This window comes from Pseudomonas sp. FSL R10-1350 (assembly GCF_009600525.1).
GTDB lineage: Bacteria > Pseudomonadota > Gammaproteobacteria > Pseudomonadales > Pseudomonadaceae > Aquipseudomonas > Aquipseudomonas helleri.
Genome location: NZ_WIVR01000046.1, coordinates 23,565 through 42,600, shown reverse-complemented (window position 1 = coordinate 42,600; position 19,036 = coordinate 23,565). Strand labels below are relative to the sequence as shown.

Below are 19,036 nucleotides of genomic sequence, written 5' to 3'. Positions count from 1 at the left end.
TGCCCCGGTCGGCCAGCGCTGCCGGCCCCAACAACAGGGCTTGCCAGCCGCGCAAACCTGGCGCACCCGGTGACGCCTGCGGCTCATTGCCGGACGCCTGGTGGCTGATACTGGCAGCCGTATGCGCTACCGCAGGCGCGGGCCGGGAATCACGGAAAAAGTCGGCAACTTCGGCATCAGCGGGGTGTTCAAGCAACTCCTCAGGGGTCCCCACCTGCACTAAACGGCCATGGCGCAGCACGGCGATGCGATCCGCGAGGCGCAGGGCTTCCGCGGGGTCATGGGTGACAAGCAAGGTGGTAATGCCGCGCTCGTGCGCTAGTGACAAAAAGTGATTTTGCAGGTCGCGGCGGATAGTCGGGTCCAGCGCACTGAAAGGCTCGTCCATCAGCAGGATGTCTGGCTCTGTCACCAAGGCCCGGGCCAGGCCGACCCGTTGCTGCATACCCCCGGAAAGCTCGTGGGGATAATGCTCACCCCACCCCTGCAACCCCACCGCCTGTAACTGCAAGGTGGCAGCGGCATGACGAACCGGCTCGGGTTCGCCGCGCAGCTCCAGCGGCAGCGCGACGTTATCCAGCACCGTACGATGGGGTAACAGGCCAAAGTGCTGAAAGACCATGCCGATGCGGCGCGAGCGCAAATCCCGCAAGCCCTTGTCGTTCAGCCCGCTAATGGCCTGACCGTCAATCAACACGTCACCGCTGGTGGGCTCGATCAGGCGGTTAATGTGGCGCAACAGCGTTGACTTGCCGCTGCCTGAAGTGCCCATCAGGCACAGCACTTCACCGCGCCGCACCTGCAAGCTGACATCGCTGACGGCCAATAGCTCAGGGGCGGTTTTTTTCCCTGAATAGGTTTTGGTGACGCCCCGAAACTCAAGCACCACGTCGCCCTGGCTGGCGAATTCTGTGGGCACTTGAGGAGGCCTTTGTGGCGATGGAGTTCGCTCCGCCGCCAAAGGAAGTTGAATGACTGTCACAGGTGCTCCTGACAAACGCCGCTTGAAAACGGGCATCTGGTTCGCCCACAGGCTGCAAAAGTTGAGCGTCAGCGCATGACCTGAAAACAGTTAGCCTGATGCAAGAAAGCGCCGGACTAAAAGCCCGACGCTGTAGAGAGGCATAAAGCTAAACGATCTTAAAAAACAAAAATAAATACCATTTAATTATTAGCTTAAGCTTCTTAATTATTTCGGCTTGTGACAGTCGCGCAGCCACAGTTGATTGTGGAACCGGGCGCCTGAATGTTTGGAATGTGCAGACGATTATCTGAAGGGCTTGGCACCGTATATTGGCCCTGATCAGCGCCATGGAGCGCTCCACTTCAGAGGTCCCCTAATGAGCATTCTGTTTTCTCCCTACACGCTGTCGGGCATAGAACTGAAGAACCGTGTCGTGATGGCGCCCATGACTCGCGCACGCGCCTTGACCACCGTGCCTGACGCGCTCACGTTGCTCTATTACCGCCAGCGGGCAAGTGCAGGGCTGATCATCAGCGAAGGGGTTCCGGTTTCCGTTCAGGGCCGCGGCTATCTGTTCAACCCCGGCCTGTACACCCAAGAGCAAGTAGAAGGCTGGAAAAACGTCACCAGCGCCGTGCATGAAGACGGCGGCAAGATCTTCGCCCAACTTTGGCACGTGGGCCGGGTATCGCACACCACCTTGCAACCCGATGGCGGCGCCCCGGTGTCCTCCAGCAATAAGTTGGCGGCCAATTCGCTGGCCTATGCCTACGACAAAGACGGTCAGCCCGGACCGATTCAAGCCAGCCCTCCCCGTGCGTTGTCGACCGAAGAAGTCGAAGCGCTCAAGCACGACTTTGTCCTGGCTGCCCGCAGAGCGGTTGAAGCGGGTTTTGACGGGGTGGAGATCCATGGCGCCAATGGCTATCTGTTTGAGCAGTTCATCAATCCAACGGTCAACGACCGTACGGACCGCTATGGCGGCTCCATTGAAAATCGCATTCGCCTGCTACTGGAAACCCTGGATGCAGTCGCCGATGCAATCGGTCGCAGCAAGGTGGGGGTGCGGGTTTCGCCCTTTGGCCGGCTGTTTGATATGGCGCCCTTTGATGATGAGGCCGAGACCTGGGTCGCCGTCGCGCGCGAACTGCAAAATCGGCGCATTGCCTACGTTCACCTGAGCGATCAATTGACCATTGGCGCCGAACGCATGCCCGAAGGTTTTGCCCAGACCTTTCGCGATTCGTACCAAGGCACCTTGATTGCTGCCGGTGGCTTTGATCGCGAATCGGCCGAGGCGGCGCTGGCGTCAGGTGAGCTGGATCTGGTCGCATTTGGCCGACCCTTTATTGCAAACCCGGACCTGGTGGAGCGGATGAAAAACGACTGGCCGATTGCACTGCCTGATCGCTCAACGTTCTACGGCAACAGCGGCGAAAAAGGCTACGTCGACTACCCGTTTTATACGCCAGCCCAGTAACCGTACTCACTTGAAGCGCCCGCCCGCGGCGCTTCAGGTCACTGCTTTAAACGGTCCCAAGGCTTAGGTCCGGTCGAAAAATCACTGCATCACGTTGTGCCAGCGCCAGCAGTTCATCCACGACCATGCGGACCTTGGGCTGTAGATAACGCGTCCGTGGCCAAATCACGTTTATCGGCATTTCAGCCCCGGCATAAGCCTCAAGCACCGGGACCAACAGGCCCTGTTCAACAGGCGTTTGCACCAGCCAAGTGGGCAGTTGTGCCAGGCCGCCCCCGGCAAGGGTCAGGTTTAATAACATCTCCCCATCACCGACCTCATGCTTGACCCGCACCTCATGTTCATGGGTTTGCCCCTTTTCGTCATTCAACATCCAGGTTTTGCGGGTGCCATTACGCCAGCCGACAATGCAATCGTGATGCAATAGATCATCGGGTGCCCGGGGTGTGCCATGCGCTTGCAGATAGGCCGGGGTCGCACAAATCAGCAGGCTTTGGCTGCCCAACTTGCGGGCAACTATATCGGCGTCATCTTTCAACACACCGATTCTGACCACAAGGTCGACACCCTCGTTGACGATATCTACCAGCCGCTCACTGAAGCTGACAGACAGATCGAGCTGCTGATAACGCACCGCCATGTCGATCAGCGTCGGCAAAATATGCCGACGGCCAAAGGCTGCAGGAAGATCGATGCGCAGCCGGCCAACAGGCGCTTGCTGGCCAGTGGTCAAAAAGCCCTGCGTTTCGGCCAGCTCATCCATCACCCGCAGGCAACTGGCCAGATACGCCTCGCCTTCAGCGGTCAGCACCAGGCGCCGGGTGGTGCGATGCAGCAGCTTCACCCCTAAACGCGACTCAAGGCGCGTGACACTTTTGCCCACCGCCGAGCTGGTCACACCCAACTCAAGCGCGGCAGCCGTGAAGCTTAGTGCCTGAGCGGCAGACACAAACTCGCGAATACCGTCAAAAGGGTTTTCAGACATTAGAGGCTCCAGGGCCTGGGGCTGTTTTCAGAATGGGATCGCCACCCTACCAGCTTGATCGTGGCTTATTCACGGGCATTACGCTCAGGCCAGACCACCTCAAGGCGGGTATGAGTGATGCGCCACTCCCCGTCGATTCGCTGATACTGATCGGCATACAGACCAAGCAACAGCAACGGGTTTGGATCGGGTTTCGAAGCCGTTTCAAAATCAATCAAGTAGCAGCGACCTTGCGCCGTATCCGGCCCGGTCAACTGGATCCAGTGGTTCACAATGGCATGCATAAAGGGATAACTCCCTTGCTTGTCCCGATCGAACAGCGTGAAAGCCTCAGCCAGGCCAGCACGTATGGCGTCGATGCCATGCATGTTGCCGACCGTGACTTGCACCACGGCGTCTGCCGAAAAAACCTGGTCCAGTGCCGCGATATTGTTGCTGTCCAGATGGTGTGCGTAAAGCGTGCGGAGTGCGCGAATCTCTTCGCGATCCAGCAATGCCTTGAGTTTAATGTCCATGCCAGTGACCTCTTAAAGATGCATGCCTGGAGGTTGGATGCCAACGCCCAATCAGTAGAACTGTCACTGTAGTCAGGATTAGGAGAAAGATAATGCGGGATTAATTCCAAACATTGTGGAATTGAAGGATGGAATAGAGCACTGGCGCAACGGTCAAGAAGGATGTAAGCGCACCCGACATTGATGGTTTTAGTTGGTGCGCAGAAACGAAAAAAGGACCCGAAGGTCCTTTTTTCAACGATTCACAGACTTCAGCTGAACTCTGTAAATCTTTATTTGGAGCGGGAAACGAGACTCGAACTCGCGACCCCGACCTTGGCAAGGTCGTGCTCTACCAACTGAGCTATTCCCGCGTTTTGGTGTTGCGCATTCTATAGGTTTCCAAGAATGCGTCAACCCCTTGATTCAAAAAGTTTTATTTATTTTGTCGAGGTGGTCTTCAAATGCGGCCAGGCAGCCCGCAAGTATTGAACCATCGACCACAGCGTCAACCCTGCCGCGACCATCAGTAACCCATAACCGATCAGGACCCAGAAGCTGAAGTCTGACGGGTTGGCCAGCAAGATGACCAATGCCAGCATTTGCGCCGCTGTTTTCCATTTGCCCATGTTCGACACGGCAACCTGGGCGCGCGCCCCCAGCTCTGCCATCCACTCGCGCAAGGCCGAGATGACGATTTCACGGCCAATGATCACCGCTGCCGGCAAGGTCAGCCAGAAGTTGTGATGTTCTTGCACCAGCAACACCAGCGCGACCGCCACCATCAATTTGTCGGCAACCGGGTCCAGAAAGGCGCCGAACGGTGTGCTTTGTTCCAGTCGGCGGGCCAGATAACCATCCAGCCAGTCCGTTGCCGCGGCAAAAGCGAACACAGAGCTTGCAGCGGCATAACTCCAGCTGTACGGGAGGTAAAACAACAGAATAAAGAACGGAATCAGAAGAACGCGTAGAACGGTGATCAAATTAGGGATATTCATCGGCACAACTGGCTACGAGGTGAGGGAGCATTCTACTCGCTGTGCAGGTTTGCATAAATCAACTCAGCGAGCTTTTTACTGATACCGGGTGCTTTGGCAATTTCTTCGATGCTGGCACGAGACAGCTCTTGTAATCCACCAAAATGTTTCAGCAGGTCACGGCGACGGGTTGGCCCCACCCCCGCAATCCCTTCCAGGGTAGAGGTGTTACGGGTTTTACCACGTCGCGCACGGTGCCCGGTAATGGCAAAACGGTGGGCCTCGTCGCGGATCTGCTGGATCAAATGTAGCGCCGGCGAATCACCTTTCAAGGTGAATTCATGGGCTGCATCGTTCAGGTACAGGGTTTCAAAGCCCGCCTTGCGCGTCGTGCCTTTGGCCACGCCGAGCAAAATCAGGTCCGGTACGGCCAGCTCATTGAGCACGTCACGAGCCATCGAAAGCTGCCCCTTGCCCCCGTCGACCAGGAGGATATCGGGCAGCTTGCCCTCGCCTTCCTTGAGCCGACTAAAACGGCGCATCAAGGCCTGGTGCATGGCGGCATAGTCATCGCCCGGGGTCACACCTTCGATGTTAAAACGCCGGTAGTCGGATTTGATCGGGCCTTCCGGGCCAAACACCACGCAAGAGGCAACGGTGGCTTCGCCGCTGGAGTGGCTGATGTCGTAGCATTCCAGCCGCTGGGGGATTTCATCGAGCTTCAAGACTTGCGCCAGGGCTTCAAAGCGCGCCGCAACATGCAGGCGGTTGGCCAGACGCGCGCTCAACGCCTGCTCAGCGTTGGTCACAGCCAATTGCTGCCAGCGCGCACGGGTACCGCGCACGCGATAACTGATGGCCATCTCGCGCCCGCGCAGGGCTTCAATCGCCTCGCTGATAGCCGCAAAGCTTTCGTGTTCGACGTTGACGATCAACTCGCTCGGCAAATCGCGCTCGGGGCTGCTGATGTAGTACTGCCCGAGGAACGCGGCCATGACTTCGGCCACCTCCTCCTCGATCCCCACCTGCGGGAAGAAGTTTTTGCTGCCCAGCACGCGACCACCGCGCACATTGATCAAATGCACGCAAGCACCGCCCGGGTTGACGAAGGCCGCGACGATATCCACATCGCCGGTGCCACCTTCCATACTTTGCTGGTCCTGAACCCGACGCAATAACGAGATCTGATCGCGTATTTCGGCTGCCCGCTCAAAATCGAGGGTGCTGGCGGCCTGCTCCATCTCGTTACCGAGTTCTTCCGTCAACGCACTGCTGCGCCCCTCAAGGAACATCACCGAGTGGCGCACATCCTGGGCATAGACCTCTGGCTCAACCAGACCGACACACGGTCCCTTGCAACGCTTTATCTGGTACTGCAAGCACGGCCGGGTGCGGTTCTTGAAATAGCTGTCTTCACACTGACGGACCATGAAGGTTTTCTGCAACAGGCTCAAACTCTCACGGATTGCCCCCGCGCTGGGGTAAGGCCCGAAATATTTGCCCTTCTGCTTCTTGGCGCCGCGATGAATGCTCAGGCGCGGGTATTGACCATCCGACAGAAATACGTACGGATAAGACTTATCGTCGCGCAGCAGGATGTTGTACGGCGGGCGCCATTCCTTGATCAGCGTCTGCTCAAGCAGCAACGCCTCGGTTTCGTTGGCGGTGATCGTGGTTTCGATTTGCGCGATACGGCTAACCAGCGCCGCTGTTTTGGGCGCCAGCCCGGTTTTGCGGAAATAGCTGGCCAGGCGTTTTTTCAGGTTCTTGGCTTTGCCCACATAAAGCAGGCGCGCCTCACTGTCGAACATGCGATACACGCCGGGCCTGCCGCTACACGTCGACAGAAATGCACTGGAATCAAACACGTCAGTCATCGTCAGCCAGCATCAACCATGCCATGACGAACGGCCAGCAACGCCAGTTCAACATCACTTTTGACCGAGAGCTTTTCATAAATGCGATAGCGGTAGGTATTGACTGTTTTAGGCGACAGGCAAAGCTTGTCGGAAATGACCTGGACCTTTTGGCAGCCAACAATCATCAACGCGATCTGGATCTCGCGTTCAGACAAGGCATCAAAAGGAGAATCGCTGGCAGGCTGGAAAGACTTGAGCGCCAACTGCTGAGCCACTTGCGGGCTGATATAGCGCTGCCCGGCAAACACCAGGCGAATGGCCTGAACCATTTCGGCCAAACCAGCCCCTTTGGTCATATAACCCGCAGCGCCTGCCTGCAACAAACGCGTCGGGAACGGGTCCTCTTCACACACTGTTACCGCGACGACTTTGATGTCCGGATGGCTGCGCATCATTTTGCGCGTCGCTTCCAGGCCACCAATGCCGGGCATCTTGACATCCATCAGGACGACATCCGGTTTCAACTCACGCGCCTTGGCGAGTGCCTCTTCGCCAGACTCGGCTTGACCAACGACCTGCAGACCATCGATATCCGACAGCATTCGTGTAATGCCCGTACGCACAAGATCGTGATCATCGACCACCAGAACCCGAATCAAGTCGACACCTCGCAAATTGCGTCTAAGTTGGTGCCGCCTACCTTAACAAAAAACAGTCAGCCGACCTACCTATCCATGCATTCATGAATCAATACGCCAGCACCCAGGGCCACTGATCAATCGTTGGACTCTTGACGCTTGCGCAACGGCTGCGCCACCGACATTTTCGCCAGGCTTGAGGTTAATTGGCGAATGGCATCCTGATCGTCTTTATGCAGCCCGCGATACGTGACCAACACCCGCTCTTCCACCTGGGTAAGGTTATCGACCAGTGTCGGCGTACGGGTGCCCGTCAACACATACAGAACATCAACGCCACGTGCTGCAACACGCGACAAGTAATCGGCTTTTGGCGCACGGTCGCCATTTTCATATTTGCCTTGGGCGTTCGCTTCAACCCCGCCGATTTCGCCAAATAATTTTTGCGAAAGGCCCAGACGCTCTCTTTCTTGCCGTAAACGCGAACCAATTCCATTCATTTGAATATACGACTCCACTCTTCACACCCATTAGGATGGTATAGTCTGCAATAATTGAACAATATTGAACGGTTTTGAACTATGGCCGGAATTCGTACTGCGGCACAAGCGAAGGCTTGGCTCGAACATCAAGGGAAGTCTGTTCAACAGTTCGCGCGTGAACATGGCGTTGACCCGGCGACAACCTATCAAGTGCTTGCAGGACGCAAAAAAGGAAAGCGCGGAGAAGCCCACAAGGTGGCGGTATTGCTGGGAATGAAAGACGGCATAATTCTCCCTTCTCCTGGCGACTCAACTGAAGACAAAAGCGACGGCCTGATGTGAGTCTGCGCCCAATTTGATTGAGCGACATAAAGAGATTAGCTGCCTCTGGCGATGCAAGCACGTAAACCGACAAAACGGTTATAAGCTAAGCATTGCATCCTGACCAGCGCTCATGGCAGCTACATTTTCCACATGAAGGTGATAGCAATTTTTAATTGAATCGCGCTACCGCTCTCGAGTAAGCTCCTGACCATTCAGTGGAGAACACACATGTTGCATAACGTACACACAGCCATTAGCAAGCAGGTCGCTACCCAGCGCCAGGCTGCTGCTGTGCGCACGCACAATGCACACTCGACTGCACGATTTTATTTTGGGTATTGGTTTAGCCACTGGCGCGCCTGATACCCATCCGGCGGCCACTTTCAAGGGGTCGCCTACCAGAGAATTCTCACCCCCGGTCGGCTACCCGACCGGGGGTTTTGTTTTTTTAGTCCCTGCAAAAATGACTTATTTGAGGAATGCACACATGAACTACACCACTTATTACCGCTTCGACCTTTGCACTGCCTGGCGATTTATCAGCCGCCGTTCGGGACAGCCTGCCGCCTCCGAACGGACCCACATCGGTGGCACGCATGAACTCACAGCCAGTCTGGCCAATTGTCGAACACCCCAGTAGGGCTGAGCGTGCGGGAAAGCCCGCCGCCTGCCCAGGAAGCACACACCATGAACGCATCTGTATCTGCTCTGCCAAACACCGCTCACACCGACACCAAAGCTGCCCTGACCCAGCGCCTGCCCAGCGCCTCACAGCTCAAACAGCAGTTGCCACTGGGCGCAGAACTCAGCCAGTTGGTGAGTCAGCAGCGCCAAGCCATCCGCGCCATCCTCAATGGCGAAGACTCCCGCCTGTTAGTAGTCGTTGGCCCTTGCTCCCTTCACGATCCGGTCTCGGCACTGGAATACGCCAGTCAACTGGCCGCCCTGTCTCGCGACCTGAGCGAAGACCTGTTGCTGGTGATGCGTGCCTACGTCGAAAAACCCCGCACCACCATCGGCTGGAAAGGCCTGGCCTACGACCCGCATCTGGACGGCAGCGACGACATGGCCCACGGCCTGACGCTGTCGCGCGAGCTGATGATTGAAATGCTGCGCATGGGCTTGCCCGTGTCTACCGAACTGCTGCAACCTATGGCGGCCGGCTACTTCGATGACGTGCTGGGTTGGGCGGCGATTGGTGCGCGCACCACCGAATCCCAAATCCACCGCGAAATGGCCAGCGGCCTGGATCTGTCGGTCGGCTTCAAAAACGGTACTGACGGCGGCGTAGGCATTGCATGCGACGCCATGCGTTCATCCGCCCACGGCCACCGCCACTTCGGTGTCGACAGCCAAGGGCATCCAGCCATCATCATGACCTCCGGCAACCCGGACACCCATCTGGTCTTGCGCGGCGGCCACAGCGGCCCGAACTACGACCGCAGCAGCGTGGCCAAGGCCCGCGCCGGTCTAGAAAAAAATGCCATCCCTGCGCGCCTGATGGTTGACTGCAGCCACGCCAACAGCGGCAAAGACCCTCTGCGCCAGCCGCACGTGTTCAAAGACGTATTGGCGCAACGCCTGGAAGGTGATCACTCGCTGATTGGCGTGATGCTCGAAAGCCATCTTTTCGAGGGTTGCCAAGCGCTGGGCAACGACCTGCGCTACGGCGTCTCCGTCACTGACGGCTGCCTGGGATGGGAAGCCACCGAGCAGTTACTGCGCGATGCGGCAAGCCAACTGCAACAGCAACGCCGTGCGCTGCTGGCCGCCAGCTAAACAATCGTCCTGCCTGACTGAATGCGCACCGCTGGGCCCTGCCCACGGTTGCGCGAAGTCGATCCCGTCTGACAGGCAAGCCGACAGATGTCGTCTGAAACTCTCCCGGCTCTAAACGATTACCGCCCTCGCGCACTTGGAATCGTCCAGCGCCCGCTCTGCCTGAAGGCCCACAGCCTGGCGCGGCCGACGGTAATACCCTGCAACCCGATCTGCCCGCTTCATGTTGTCGACTAAGGTGTTTTTATGACCTCAAAACACTCTCTGGAGAAACAACATGCACCGCACCCCCAGCACTCGCTACCCCCTTTTATTGGTCCATGGACTGTTCGGCTTTGAACGGATCGGGCCATTGCATTACTTCAACGGCATCAAAGAAGCGCTGCACGATTCAGGCGCCCACGTATTCACGGCCTCCGTGTCTGCCGCCCACAACAACGAAACCCGTGGCGAACAATTGCTCGCGCACATCCATGACCTGCGCCAGCAAACGGGCGCCAAGCGGGTCAATCTGATCGGGCACAGCCAGGGCGCCCTGACCGCACGCTATGCCGCTGCTGTCGACCCTGAATCGGTGGCCTCGGTGACCTCCGTCAGCGGCCCCAATCACGGCTCCGAGCTTGCCGACCGCCTGCGCCTGGCCTTCACCCCCGGCCAATTGCCAGAGACTGCGGCGGCAGCCCTGATCACCGCCTTCAGCACCTTCATGTCGATACTCAGCGGCAAACCCAAACTGCCCCAGCATTCACTTGAAGCCCTCAATGCGCTGACCTCAAAGGGTGTTGCCGACTTCAACAAAAAATACCCGCAAGGCCTGCCAGCAACGTGGGGCGGTATGGGGGCGGCGCAGGTCGACGACGTGTTCTATTACTCCTGGAGCGGCATTATCAAAGGCTCGTTACTCTCCGAATCAATGAACCTGTTTGATCCCATGCACAACGCCTGCCGCGTGTTTTCCAGCTTCTTCACCCGTGAAAGCAAAGCCAATGACGGCCTGGTAGGCCGCTTCAGCTCGCACCTGGGCACGGTCATTCAATCGGATTATGAGATGGACCACCTGGACACCATCAATCAAATGGCCGGCATGACTCGGCGCAAGGCCAACCCCGTAGCGCTGTATATCGAGCATGCGCAACGTTTGAAAAACCAGGGCCTTTGAGGCTGAAGTCGGGATCTTTAATCCATGGGAACTTTGCCGAGAAAAAAGCCACTGAATCCGGTAGGCTCACCACTTTCTTGAAAGGAGTAACTCCCCATGGCCAAAGCCACTGCCCGTCACATCCTGGTTTCCAGCGAAGCCAAGTGCAACGAACTGAAAGCACAAATCGAAGGCGGCGCTGATTTCGCCGAAGTTGCAAAGGCCAACTCCTCTTGCCCGTCCAGCCGTCAAGGCGGCGACCTGGGTTCGTTCGGTCCAGGCCAGATGGTTAAAGAATTCGACACCGTGGTCTTCAGCGCGCCAATCAACGTGGTGCAAGGTCCGGTTAAAACCCAGTTCGGTTACCACCTGCTGGAAGTCACCAGCCGCCAGGACTAATCCCCCAGGCTCTGCGTGAAAGCGGCCCACCTTTTGGTGGGCCGTTTCGTATCCGCAGTCGCGAAACGCGTGCTAAGTTTCCTCATCGATGAAATCACCGTGTCTCACCTGAGGAATTGATCATGAGCCTGAAAGGTAAAACCGCCTTGGTTACCGGTTCCACCAGCGGTATTGGTCTGGGTATCGCGCAAAGCCTGGCCAAGGCTGGCGCCGACCTGATACTCAACGGTTTTGGCGACGCCAGCAAAGTCATTGCCGAACTGCAACAGTTTGGCGGCAAGGTGGGGCATCACCCGGCCGATGTCAGCGACCCGGCGCAAATCGCCGACATGATCCACTACGCCGAACGCGAATTCGGCGGCATCGACATTCTGGTCAACAACGCGGGCATTCAGCACGTGTCCAGCGTCGAAGAGTTCCCGGTCGAGCGGTGGGATTCCATCATCGCGATCAACCTGTCCTCGGTGTTCCACAGTACCCGCCTCACCCTGCCCGGCATGCGCAAGCGCGGCTGGGGCCGCATCGTCAATATCGCCTCGGTTCATGGCCTGGTCGGCTCGGTCGGCAAAGCCGCCTATGTGGCTGCCAAGCACGGGGTCATCGGCCTGACCAAAGTGGTCGGCCTTGAAACCGCCACCAGCAATATCACCTGCAACGCCATCTGCCCCGGCTGGGTACTCACGCCGCTGGTGCAAAAGCAAATCGACCAGCGCATCAGCCAGGGCATCGACCCGTACCAGGCCCAGCACGACCTGCTGGCCGAGAAACAACCGTCTCTGGAGTTCGTCACCCCACCGCAACTCGGCGAGTTGGTGCTGTTTTTGTGCAGTGAAGCCGGCAGCCAAGTGCGCGGCGCAGCCTGGAACGTTGACGGCGGCTGGTTGGCGCAATAGCAGGCGCGCAATCCTGCTTGTTAGCCATGCAAAAATGCATGCCAAGCCTGCACGCATCCGGGTTGTCATCAGCAAATTTGCACTGTTAGCATCGACCATCGTTCGCCCGCGAACACATTCTAAAAATAATGCACAGCAGGGAGTTAGTGATGACTGCTCAGGTTTCATCCTCGCCGACACAGGATGTCGAGCCGACCCAAAGCACGGTACTTGCCGAAGTCCGCAACCATCTTGGCCACCTGACCCTCAACCGCCCCAGCGGCCTCAACGCCCTCGACCTGCCCATGGTCCGCAGCCTGCAACAGCAGCTCGATGCCTGGGCAGGCGATGCCAACATCAAGGCCGTGGTATTGCGCGGCGCTGGCGAAAAAGCCTTTTGTGCGGGCGGCGACATTCGCTCGCTATACGACAGCTACAAAAGCAAAGACACCCTGCACACCGTGTTCTTCGAAGAGGAATACGCCCTTGACCGCACGCTGCACCACTACCCAAAACCGCTGCTCGCGTTGCTCGATGGCTACGTTTTGGGCGGCGGTATGGGGCTGGCACAAGGCTGCGATCTGCGCCTGATCACCGAACGCAGCCGTCTGGCCATGCCGGAAGTGGCCATTGGTTACTTCCCTGACGTTGGTGGCAGCTACTTCCTGACCCGCACCCCCGGCCAGATCGGCACCTACCTGGGCGTCAGCGGCGTGCAAATCCGCGCCAGCGATGCGTTGTATTGCGGGCTGGCCGACTGGTACACCGACAGCAGCAAACTGCCTGAACTGGATCAAAGCCTCGACCACCTCCAGTGGCGCCAATCGCCCCTTGAAGACCTCAAGGCGCTGCTGGCTACCTTTGCCGTGCAAACCTTGCCCGACGCGCCGCTGGCCAACTTGCGGCCCGTGATTGATGAAGTGTTTGCCCACAATAGCGTGCTCGAGATCGTTGCTCACCTGCGCGCCGTGACAGCTCCGCAACACCGCGAATGGGCCACCGAGACCGCCAACCTGCTGGAAACCCGCTCACCGCTGGGCATGGCCGTCACCCTCGAAATGCTCCGCCACGGCCGTCAACTGACCCTTGAGCAATGCTTCGAGCTGGAATTGCACCTGGACCGCCAGTGGTTTGATCGCGGCGACCTGATCGAAGGCGTGCGCGCACTGATTATCGACAAGGATAAAACCCCGCACTGGAACCCGCCGACCTTGAGTGAACTGGACCCCAAGCACGTCGCCAGCTTCTTCACCGGCTTTAAAAAGAGCGAGGTGTAAGCCATGCAAGACCTCGAACTGACTGAAGAACAAGTGATGATCCGTGACATGGCGCGTGATTTTGCCCGTGGCGAAATTGCCCCCCACGCACAAGCCTGGGAAAAAGCAGGCTGGATCGACGACGCGCTGGTATCAAAAATGGGCGAGCTGGGCCTGCTCGGCATGGTCGTCCCCGAGGAGTGGGGCGGCACCTACGTCGACTACGTCGCCTACGCGCTGGCCGTCGAAGAAATTTCGGCCGGTGATGGTGCGACGGGTGCGCTGATGAGCATCCACAACTCGGTAGGCTGCGGGCCGATTCTCAAATACGGCAGCGAAGCGCAAAAACAAACCTGGCTAGCCGACTTGGCGAGCGGCCAGGCCATCGGCTGTTTCTGCCTGACAGAACCGCAAGCGGGCTCCGAGGCGCACAACTTGCGTACCCGCGCCGAACTGCGCGACGGCCAATGGGTCATCAACGGGGCCAAGCAATTTGTCAGCAACGGCAAGCGCGCCAAACTGGCCATTGTGTTTGCCGTGACTGATCCGGAGCTGGGCAAAAAAGGCATCTCGGCCTTTCTTGTGCCCACCGAAACACCCGGCTTTATCGTCGATCGTACTGAACACAAAATGGGCATTCGCGCGTCAGACACCTGCGCCGTCACCCTCAACAACTGCAGCGTGCCCGAAGCCAATCTGCTGGGCGAACGCGGCAAAGGGCTGGCCATCGCCCTGTCCAACCTGGAAGGCGGACGCATCGGCATTGCCGCCCAGGCGCTGGGTATTGCACGGGCGGCTTTTGAAGCAGCGCTGGGCTACGCCCGTGATCGCGTGCAGTTCGACAAGGCGATTATCGAGCACCAAAGCGTGGCCAACATGCTGGCCGATATGCAAACCCGCCTGAACGCCGCCCGCCTGTTGATCCTGCACGCAGCACGCCTGCGCAGCGCTGGCAAACCGTGCTTGTCAGAAGCCTCGCAGGCCAAACTGTTTGCTTCGGAAATAGCCGAGTTTGTCTGCTCCAAAGCCATTCAGATTCATGGTGGTTATGGCTACCTGGAAGACTACCCGGTGGAGCGTTACTACCGAGACGCGCGGATCACCCAGATCTACGAAGGCTCGAGCGAGATCCAACGCATGGTGATTGCCCGCGAGCTGAAGAACTACCTGATCTGACCCCGCAATGCCCCGTCTGCGACGCCGTGCTGTCGCACAGCAAACAGGACAGCGAGTATCTTCAGCATCCCCCAATCGGTTCCCTCTCCTTCGGGAGAGGGCTAGGGTGAGGGGGCTTTGGCTTTTATGTACATATCCATTGCTGCGGCAACGGCCACTTAGGGTTCCGGCCTTACGCCGCGTCACTTTAAAAAGTTGTAGAGACCGGACACATGGTTGACGGGGCCTCTCAGATCAAAGGCCAGATCAAGATCAAAAAATCGCGAGACAAGCTCGCTCCTACAGTGGGTTGCGCAGACGCTTAGCTGTTCTTGAACTGCGCTTCGCGCTTGCCGACGAACGCCGCCATGCCTTCTTTCTGGTCATGGGTGGCGAACAGCGAGTGGAAAACCCGGCGCTCAAAACGCACGCCTTCGGTCAGGTTAACTTCAAACGCACGGTTGACGCTTTCCTTGGTCAGCATCAGCACCGGCAGGGATTTTTTGGCAATGGTAGCGGCCACTTTCAGCGCTTCTTCCAGCAACTCGTCCACCGGGATTACCCGCGCCACCAGGCCCGAACGCTCAGCCTCGTTTGCATCCATCAAACGCCCGCTCAGGCACATTTCCATTGCCTTGGCCTTGCCCACGGCGCGGGTCAGGCGCTGGGTGCCGCCCATGCCCGGCAATACGCCGAGGTTGATTTCCGGCTGACCAAATTTGGCATTGTCACCGGCCAGAATAAAATCGCACATCATCGCCAACTCACAGCCGCCGCCCAAGGCAAATCCGGCCACCGCAGCAATGATCGGCTTGCGTCGGGTCGATACCCGGTCGCTGTCCGAGAACAGATCTTCAAGGTAAATCTGCGGGTAGGTCAGCTCCGCCATTTCCTTGATATCGGCCCCGGCAGCAAAAGCTTTTTTCGAGCCGGTGATCACGATGCAGCCAATGTTGTTATCCGCTTCAAGGCCGTCCAGGGCGTGATTCACTTCGCTTACCAACTGTGCGTTGAGCGCATTCAACGCCTGCGGCCGGTTCAGCGTGATCAGGCCCACTTGCCCGTGAATGTCCAACAAAATGGTTTCGTAGCTCATCGATAACGTCCTCAATTCAAAGATTGCGCGAAATGACCATGCGCTGAATATCGCTGGTGCCTTCGTAGATCTGGCACACCCGCACATCGCGATAGATCCGCTCCAGCGGGAAGTCGTTCAAATAGCCATAACCTCCCAAGGTTTGCAACGCCTTGGAACACACCCGCTCGGCCATCTCCGAGGCGAACAGCTTGGCCTGCGACGCTTCGACCAGCGCCGACTGGCCGCTGTCGCGCAGAGCCGCCGCGTACTGGACCATTTGCCGGGCGACGGCGATTTCTGTCGACATGTCTGCCAGACGAAACGCTACCGCCTGATGCTCAACCAGCGGCTGGCCGAAGGTCACCCGCTCACGGGCATAATCACGCGCCGCTTCAAAGGCTGCGCGGGCCATGCCGACCGCCTGCGAAGCAATACCAATGCGCCCGCCTTCAAGGTTGCTCAAGGCGATTTTGTAGCCCTGCCCTTCCTCGCCCAAGCGATTAGCCACGGGCACTTTAAGGTCGGTAAAAAGGATCTGGCAGGTGTCCGAAGCATGTTGCCCCAGCTTGTCTTCTACCCGCGCCACGCTGTAGCCGGGTGAATCGGTGGGCACAATAAACGCGCTGATACCGCGCTTGCCCGCCGACGGATCCGTCACCGCAAACACAATCACCACCCCGGCGTTTTGCCCCGAAGTGATGAACTGTTTGCAGCCATTAAGGACGTAATGATCGCCCTCAAGACGCGCTCGGGTTTTCAGGTCGCTGGCATCAGAACCGGCTTGCGGTTCAGTCAAGGCGAACGCGCCGAGCATGGCACCGCTGGCCAAGGGTATGAGGAACTCGCGCTTCTGCTGCTCGGTGCCGTATTTGAGAATCGGCACGCAGCCCACCGAGTTGTGCACGCTCATGATCGTCGAGCAGGCGCCATCACCCGCGGCGATTTCTTCCAGGGCCATCGCGTAGGCTTGATAGCCGGTGTCGCAACCGCCCCACTCTTCGGGCACCAACATGCCGAAAAAGCCCAGCTCGGCCATTTCGTTGACCGCTTCACGGGGGAAGCGATGTTGCTTGTCCCACTCTGCCGCAAAGGGTTTCAAGCGCTCTTGGGCAAACTGCCGGGCCGCTTCGCGAATTTGTATGTGTTCAGATGTAGGCAGCATAAAACTCCTTAATACAGGCATTCCACGGCAATCGCCGTGGCTTCGCCGCCGCCAATGCAGACAGCTGCAATACCGTGCTTTAACTGTTTGTTGCGCAAAGCCGAGAGCAATGTCACCAGAATCCGTGCGCCCGAAGCGCCGATCGGATGCCCCAGCGCGCAAGCCCCGCCGTAGACGTTGACCTTGTCATGGGGGATGTCCAGCTCGCTCATGGTCACCAGAGTCACCACCGCAAACGCTTCATTGATTTCAAACAGGTCGACCTCGGACAGGTCCCAGCCAGTCTTGCTCAACAACCGCTTGATCGCGCCAATCGGCGCAGTCGGGAACAGCCCCGGCTCGTCGGCAAACGCTGCATGCCCATGGATCACCGCCAGCGGCTTGAGGCCACGTTTCTGCGCCTCGGAGCGGCGCATCAGCACCAACGCCGCCGCACCATCGGAGATCGAACTGGAGTTGGCCGCTGTCACCGTACCGCCCTCACGGAACGCCGGTTTCAACGTCGGGATTTTCGCCAGATTGGCCTTGGGAGGTTGTTCGTCATCGCTGATCAGACGCTGTTCTTTGCCCACCGTGACCTGCACCGGCACGATCTCGGCGCCGAAGCTGCCGTCCTTGATCGCTTGCTGGGCACGGGTCAGCGACGCTACCGCAAAATCATCCTGAGCCTCGCGGCTAAAGCCATGGGCCTGTGCGCAATCTTCAGCAAAGGTGCCCATCAAGCGGCCTCGGTCGTAAGCGTCTTCGAGGCCATCGAGGAACATGTGATCGAGCACCCGACCGTGGCCCATGCGATACCCGCTGCGTGCCCGGTCCAGCAAATACGGCGCGTTGGACATGCTCTCCATACCGCCCGCAACGATCACCTCGGCACTGCCGGCCAGCAGTTGATCATGGGCCAGAATGGCTGCCTGCATGCCCGAGCCGCACATTTTGTTCAGCGTGGTGCAGCGCGTGCCCTTGTCCAGCCCGGCGCCCAAAGCGGCTTGACGTGCAGGCGCCTGGCCCAGACCGGCAGACAGCACGCAGCCAAACAGCACTTCATCCACGCTGCTCGGCGCAATGCCCGCGCGCTCAACCGCCGCACTGATGGCTACGGCGCCAAGCTGCGGCGAGGTCAAGCCTTTGAAGTCGCCCTGAAACCCGCCCATGGGCGTTCGTACTGCGCTGACAATGACAATCGGATCATTGGCTAAAGTCATTTCTCACCTCTTATTTGGCGGCCATGCGCAAGGCACCGTCGAGACGGATGACCTCGCCATTGAGCATGCTGTTTTCAATGATGTGCCGTACCAGCGACGCGTACTCGGCAGGCTTGCCCAAGCGCGGCGGAAACGGCACACCGGCGGCCAGCGAATCACGGACTTCAGGGGTCATGCCGGCCATCATCGGCGTTTCAAAAATGCCGGGGGCGATGGTCATCACACGGATCCCGTAACGGGCCAGCTCGCGTGCGGCAGGCAAGGTCAGGCTGGCAATGGCGCCCTTGGAAGCGGCATAAGCGGCCTGACCAATCTGCCCGTCAAACGCCGCCACCGACGCGGTGTTGATGATCACTCCGCGTTCGCCGTCAGCATCCGCAGCGGTTTCGGCAATGGCTGCTGCCGCCAGACGCAGCATGTTGAAACTGCCGATCAGGTTAACGTTAATCACCTGGCTGAAGCTCTCCAGCCCATGCGGGCCGTTTTTACCGAGGATTTTTTCACCGCGTACAATCCCGGCGCAGTTGACCAGGCCATTGACCCCGCCAAATGCCGCAACGGTGGCCTCCACGGCCGCCTGAGCGGCATCCGCCTGGCTGATATCGGCGACCGTACTCTGCGCGCCCAGCGTGCGCGCCTGGGCGGCCACGGCATCGGCATTCAGATCAACCAGCATCACTTTGGCGCCCGCTTTAATCAGCATTTCTGCCGTTGCGGCGCCTAATCCGGACGCACCACCGGTGACGATAAATACCTTGTTTTCAATTTGCATAAGGGTTCCTGACGACTGGA

The 19,036-nt window shown here is 58.4% G+C and carries 19 protein-coding genes and 1 tRNA gene; 8 read left to right on the top strand and 12 right to left on the bottom strand.

Annotation, left to right across the window (positions count from 1 at the left end; genetic code table 11):
* Window positions 1-1,018, bottom strand: a 1,018-nt coding sequence (locus GHO25_RS18435; protein WP_153391665.1) for an ATP-binding cassette domain-containing protein, incomplete at its 3' end; no start/stop codon positions are given.
* Between the two features lie 322 nt (window positions 1,019-1,340).
* Here GHO25_RS18435 and GHO25_RS18430 point away from each other — a divergent pair.
* Window positions 1,341-2,444 (top strand): alkene reductase, encoded by a 1,104-nt coding sequence (locus GHO25_RS18430; protein ID WP_153391663.1) that lies wholly within the window; start codon window positions 1,341-1,343, stop codon window positions 2,442-2,444.
* A gap of 46 nt (window positions 2,445-2,490) precedes the next feature.
* Here the strand turns inward: GHO25_RS18430 and GHO25_RS18425 are convergent, their stop codons facing one another.
* The 7 genes from GHO25_RS18425 to GHO25_RS18395 all read right to left on the bottom strand — a co-directional run bounded on the left by GHO25_RS18425 (window position 2,491) and on the right by GHO25_RS18395 (window position 7,897).
* Window positions 2,491-3,429, bottom strand: a complete 939-nt coding sequence (locus GHO25_RS18425) for a LysR family transcriptional regulator (protein ID WP_153391661.1) — start codon at window positions 3,427-3,429, stop codon at window positions 2,491-2,493.
* Between the two features lie 65 nt (window positions 3,430-3,494).
* On the bottom strand, window positions 3,495-3,944 hold the full coding sequence (locus tag GHO25_RS18420) for a nuclear transport factor 2 family protein (protein WP_153391659.1): 450 nt from the start codon (window positions 3,942-3,944) through the stop codon (window positions 3,495-3,497).
* A 277-nt stretch (window positions 3,945-4,221) separates the two neighbouring features.
* Window positions 4,222-4,297: transfer RNA gene (locus tag GHO25_RS18415), tRNA-Gly, on the bottom strand.
* Window positions 4,298-4,363: 66 nt separating this feature from the next.
* Window positions 4,364-4,921 carry a CDP-diacylglycerol--glycerol-3-phosphate 3-phosphatidyltransferase gene (gene pgsA, locus GHO25_RS18410; RefSeq protein WP_048370021.1) on the bottom strand — a complete coding sequence of 186 codons (558 nt, stop codon included), beginning with the start codon at window positions 4,919-4,921 and terminating at the stop codon, window positions 4,364-4,366.
* A gap of 32 nt (window positions 4,922-4,953) precedes the next feature.
* The gene (uvrC, locus tag GHO25_RS18405) at window positions 4,954-6,777 is read right to left on the bottom strand and encodes an excinuclease ABC subunit UvrC (protein ID WP_048370019.1); all 1,824 of its coding nucleotides are present in this window, start codon (window positions 6,775-6,777) and stop codon (window positions 4,954-4,956) included.
* Between the two features lie 2 nt (window positions 6,778-6,779).
* Window positions 6,780-7,418: a UvrY/SirA/GacA family response regulator transcription factor gene (gene uvrY / locus GHO25_RS18400; protein ID WP_082148726.1), complete on the bottom strand. Its 639-nt coding sequence runs from the start codon at window positions 7,416-7,418 to the stop codon at window positions 6,780-6,782.
* A 116-nt stretch (window positions 7,419-7,534) separates the two neighbouring features.
* On the bottom strand, window positions 7,535-7,897 hold the full coding sequence (locus GHO25_RS18395; protein WP_153391657.1) for a helix-turn-helix domain-containing protein: 363 nt from the start codon (window positions 7,895-7,897) through the stop codon (window positions 7,535-7,537).
* Between the two features lie 81 nt (window positions 7,898-7,978).
* Here GHO25_RS18395 and GHO25_RS18390 point away from each other — a divergent pair, with 81 nt between their 5' ends.
* From GHO25_RS18390 to GHO25_RS18360, 7 genes are all read left to right on the top strand, one after another.
* A complete protein-coding gene (locus GHO25_RS18390) occupies window positions 7,979-8,221 on the top strand; it encodes a DNA-binding protein (RefSeq protein WP_153391655.1) in 243 nt (80 codons plus the stop codon).
* Window positions 8,222-8,890: 669 nt separating this feature from the next.
* A complete protein-coding gene (locus tag GHO25_RS18385) occupies window positions 8,891-9,982 on the top strand; it encodes a 3-deoxy-7-phosphoheptulonate synthase (protein ID WP_153391653.1) in 1,092 nt (363 codons plus the stop codon).
* A 277-nt stretch (window positions 9,983-10,259) separates the two neighbouring features.
* Window positions 10,260-11,141, top strand: coding sequence for a triacylglycerol lipase (locus GHO25_RS18380; protein WP_153391651.1), 882 nt, complete (start codon window positions 10,260-10,262; stop codon window positions 11,139-11,141).
* A gap of 96 nt (window positions 11,142-11,237) precedes the next feature.
* On the top strand, window positions 11,238-11,519 hold the full coding sequence (locus tag GHO25_RS18375) for a peptidylprolyl isomerase (protein ID WP_048370005.1): 282 nt from the start codon (window positions 11,238-11,240) through the stop codon (window positions 11,517-11,519).
* Window positions 11,520-11,641: 122 nt separating this feature from the next.
* Entirely contained in the window at window positions 11,642-12,412 is a 771-nt protein-coding gene (locus GHO25_RS18370) for a 3-hydroxybutyrate dehydrogenase (RefSeq protein WP_082148725.1), read from the top strand.
* A gap of 149 nt (window positions 12,413-12,561) precedes the next feature.
* On the top strand, window positions 12,562-13,668 hold the full coding sequence (locus GHO25_RS18365; RefSeq protein WP_153391649.1) for an enoyl-CoA hydratase/isomerase family protein: 1,107 nt from the start codon (window positions 12,562-12,564) through the stop codon (window positions 13,666-13,668).
* 3 nt (window positions 13,669-13,671) lie between these two features.
* Window positions 13,672-14,823 carry an acyl-CoA dehydrogenase family protein gene (locus GHO25_RS18360; RefSeq protein WP_048370002.1) on the top strand — a complete coding sequence of 384 codons (1,152 nt, stop codon included), beginning with the start codon at window positions 13,672-13,674 and terminating at the stop codon, window positions 14,821-14,823.
* Window positions 14,824-15,124: 301 nt separating this feature from the next.
* On the opposite strand, the gene GHO25_RS18355 is transcribed toward GHO25_RS18360, so the two are convergent.
* The 4 genes from GHO25_RS18355 to GHO25_RS18340 are packed head-to-tail and all read right to left on the bottom strand — an operon-like array spanning window position 15,125 to window position 19,016.
* Window positions 15,125-15,898: an enoyl-CoA hydratase gene (locus tag GHO25_RS18355; protein ID WP_048370000.1), complete on the bottom strand. Its 774-nt coding sequence runs from the start codon at window positions 15,896-15,898 to the stop codon at window positions 15,125-15,127.
* Between the two features lie 16 nt (window positions 15,899-15,914).
* Window positions 15,915-17,042: an acyl-CoA dehydrogenase gene (locus GHO25_RS18350; RefSeq protein ID WP_153330064.1), complete on the bottom strand. Its 1,128-nt coding sequence runs from the start codon at window positions 17,040-17,042 to the stop codon at window positions 15,915-15,917.
* An 8-nt stretch (window positions 17,043-17,050) separates the two neighbouring features.
* A complete protein-coding gene (locus tag GHO25_RS18345; RefSeq protein WP_153330066.1) occupies window positions 17,051-18,244 on the bottom strand; it encodes an acetyl-CoA C-acyltransferase in 1,194 nt (397 codons plus the stop codon).
* A gap of 10 nt (window positions 18,245-18,254) precedes the next feature.
* A complete protein-coding gene (locus GHO25_RS18340; RefSeq protein ID WP_153330068.1) occupies window positions 18,255-19,016 on the bottom strand; it encodes an SDR family NAD(P)-dependent oxidoreductase in 762 nt (253 codons plus the stop codon).
* Between the last annotated feature and the right edge of the window lie 20 nt (window positions 19,017-19,036).

Bases quoted from the DNA above. Each gene is read 5' to 3' on its own strand.
- GHO25_RS18430 (WP_153391663.1), top strand. From the start codon at position 1,341: ATGAGCATTCTGTTTTCTCCCTACACGCTGTCGGGCATAGAACTGAAG.
- GHO25_RS18425 (WP_153391661.1), bottom strand. From the start codon at position 3,429: ATGTCTGAAAACCCTTTTGACGGTATTCGCGAGTTTGTGTCTGCCGCT.
- GHO25_RS18420 (WP_153391659.1), bottom strand. From the start codon at position 3,944: ATGGACATTAAACTCAAGGCATTGCTGGATCGCGAAGAGATTCGCGCA.
- pgsA (WP_048370021.1), bottom strand. From the start codon at position 4,921: ATGAATATCCCTAATTTGATCACCGTTCTACGCGTTCTTCTGATTCCG.
- uvrC (WP_048370019.1), bottom strand. From the start codon at position 6,777: ATGACTGACGTGTTTGATTCCAGTGCATTTCTGTCGACGTGTAGCGGC.
- GHO25_RS18395 (WP_153391657.1), bottom strand. From the start codon at position 7,897: ATGAATGGAATTGGTTCGCGTTTACGGCAAGAAAGAGAGCGTCTGGGC.
- GHO25_RS18390 (WP_153391655.1), top strand. From the start codon at position 7,979: ATGGCCGGAATTCGTACTGCGGCACAAGCGAAGGCTTGGCTCGAACAT.
- GHO25_RS18385 (WP_153391653.1), top strand. From the start codon at position 8,891: ATGAACGCATCTGTATCTGCTCTGCCAAACACCGCTCACACCGACACC.
- GHO25_RS18380 (WP_153391651.1), top strand. From the start codon at position 10,260: ATGCACCGCACCCCCAGCACTCGCTACCCCCTTTTATTGGTCCATGGA.
- GHO25_RS18375 (WP_048370005.1), top strand. From the start codon at position 11,238: ATGGCCAAAGCCACTGCCCGTCACATCCTGGTTTCCAGCGAAGCCAAG.
- GHO25_RS18370 (WP_082148725.1), top strand. From the start codon at position 11,642: ATGAGCCTGAAAGGTAAAACCGCCTTGGTTACCGGTTCCACCAGCGGT.
- GHO25_RS18365 (WP_153391649.1), top strand. From the start codon at position 12,562: ATGACTGCTCAGGTTTCATCCTCGCCGACACAGGATGTCGAGCCGACC.
- GHO25_RS18360 (WP_048370002.1), top strand. From the start codon at position 13,672: ATGCAAGACCTCGAACTGACTGAAGAACAAGTGATGATCCGTGACATG.
- GHO25_RS18355 (WP_048370000.1), bottom strand. From the start codon at position 15,898: ATGAGCTACGAAACCATTTTGTTGGACATTCACGGGCAAGTGGGCCTG.
- GHO25_RS18350 (WP_153330064.1), bottom strand. From the start codon at position 17,042: ATGCTGCCTACATCTGAACACATACAAATTCGCGAAGCGGCCCGGCAG.
- GHO25_RS18345 (WP_153330066.1), bottom strand. From the start codon at position 18,244: ATGACTTTAGCCAATGATCCGATTGTCATTGTCAGCGCAGTACGAACG.
- GHO25_RS18340 (WP_153330068.1), bottom strand. From the start codon at position 19,016: ATGCAAATTGAAAACAAGGTATTTATCGTCACCGGTGGTGCGTCCGGA.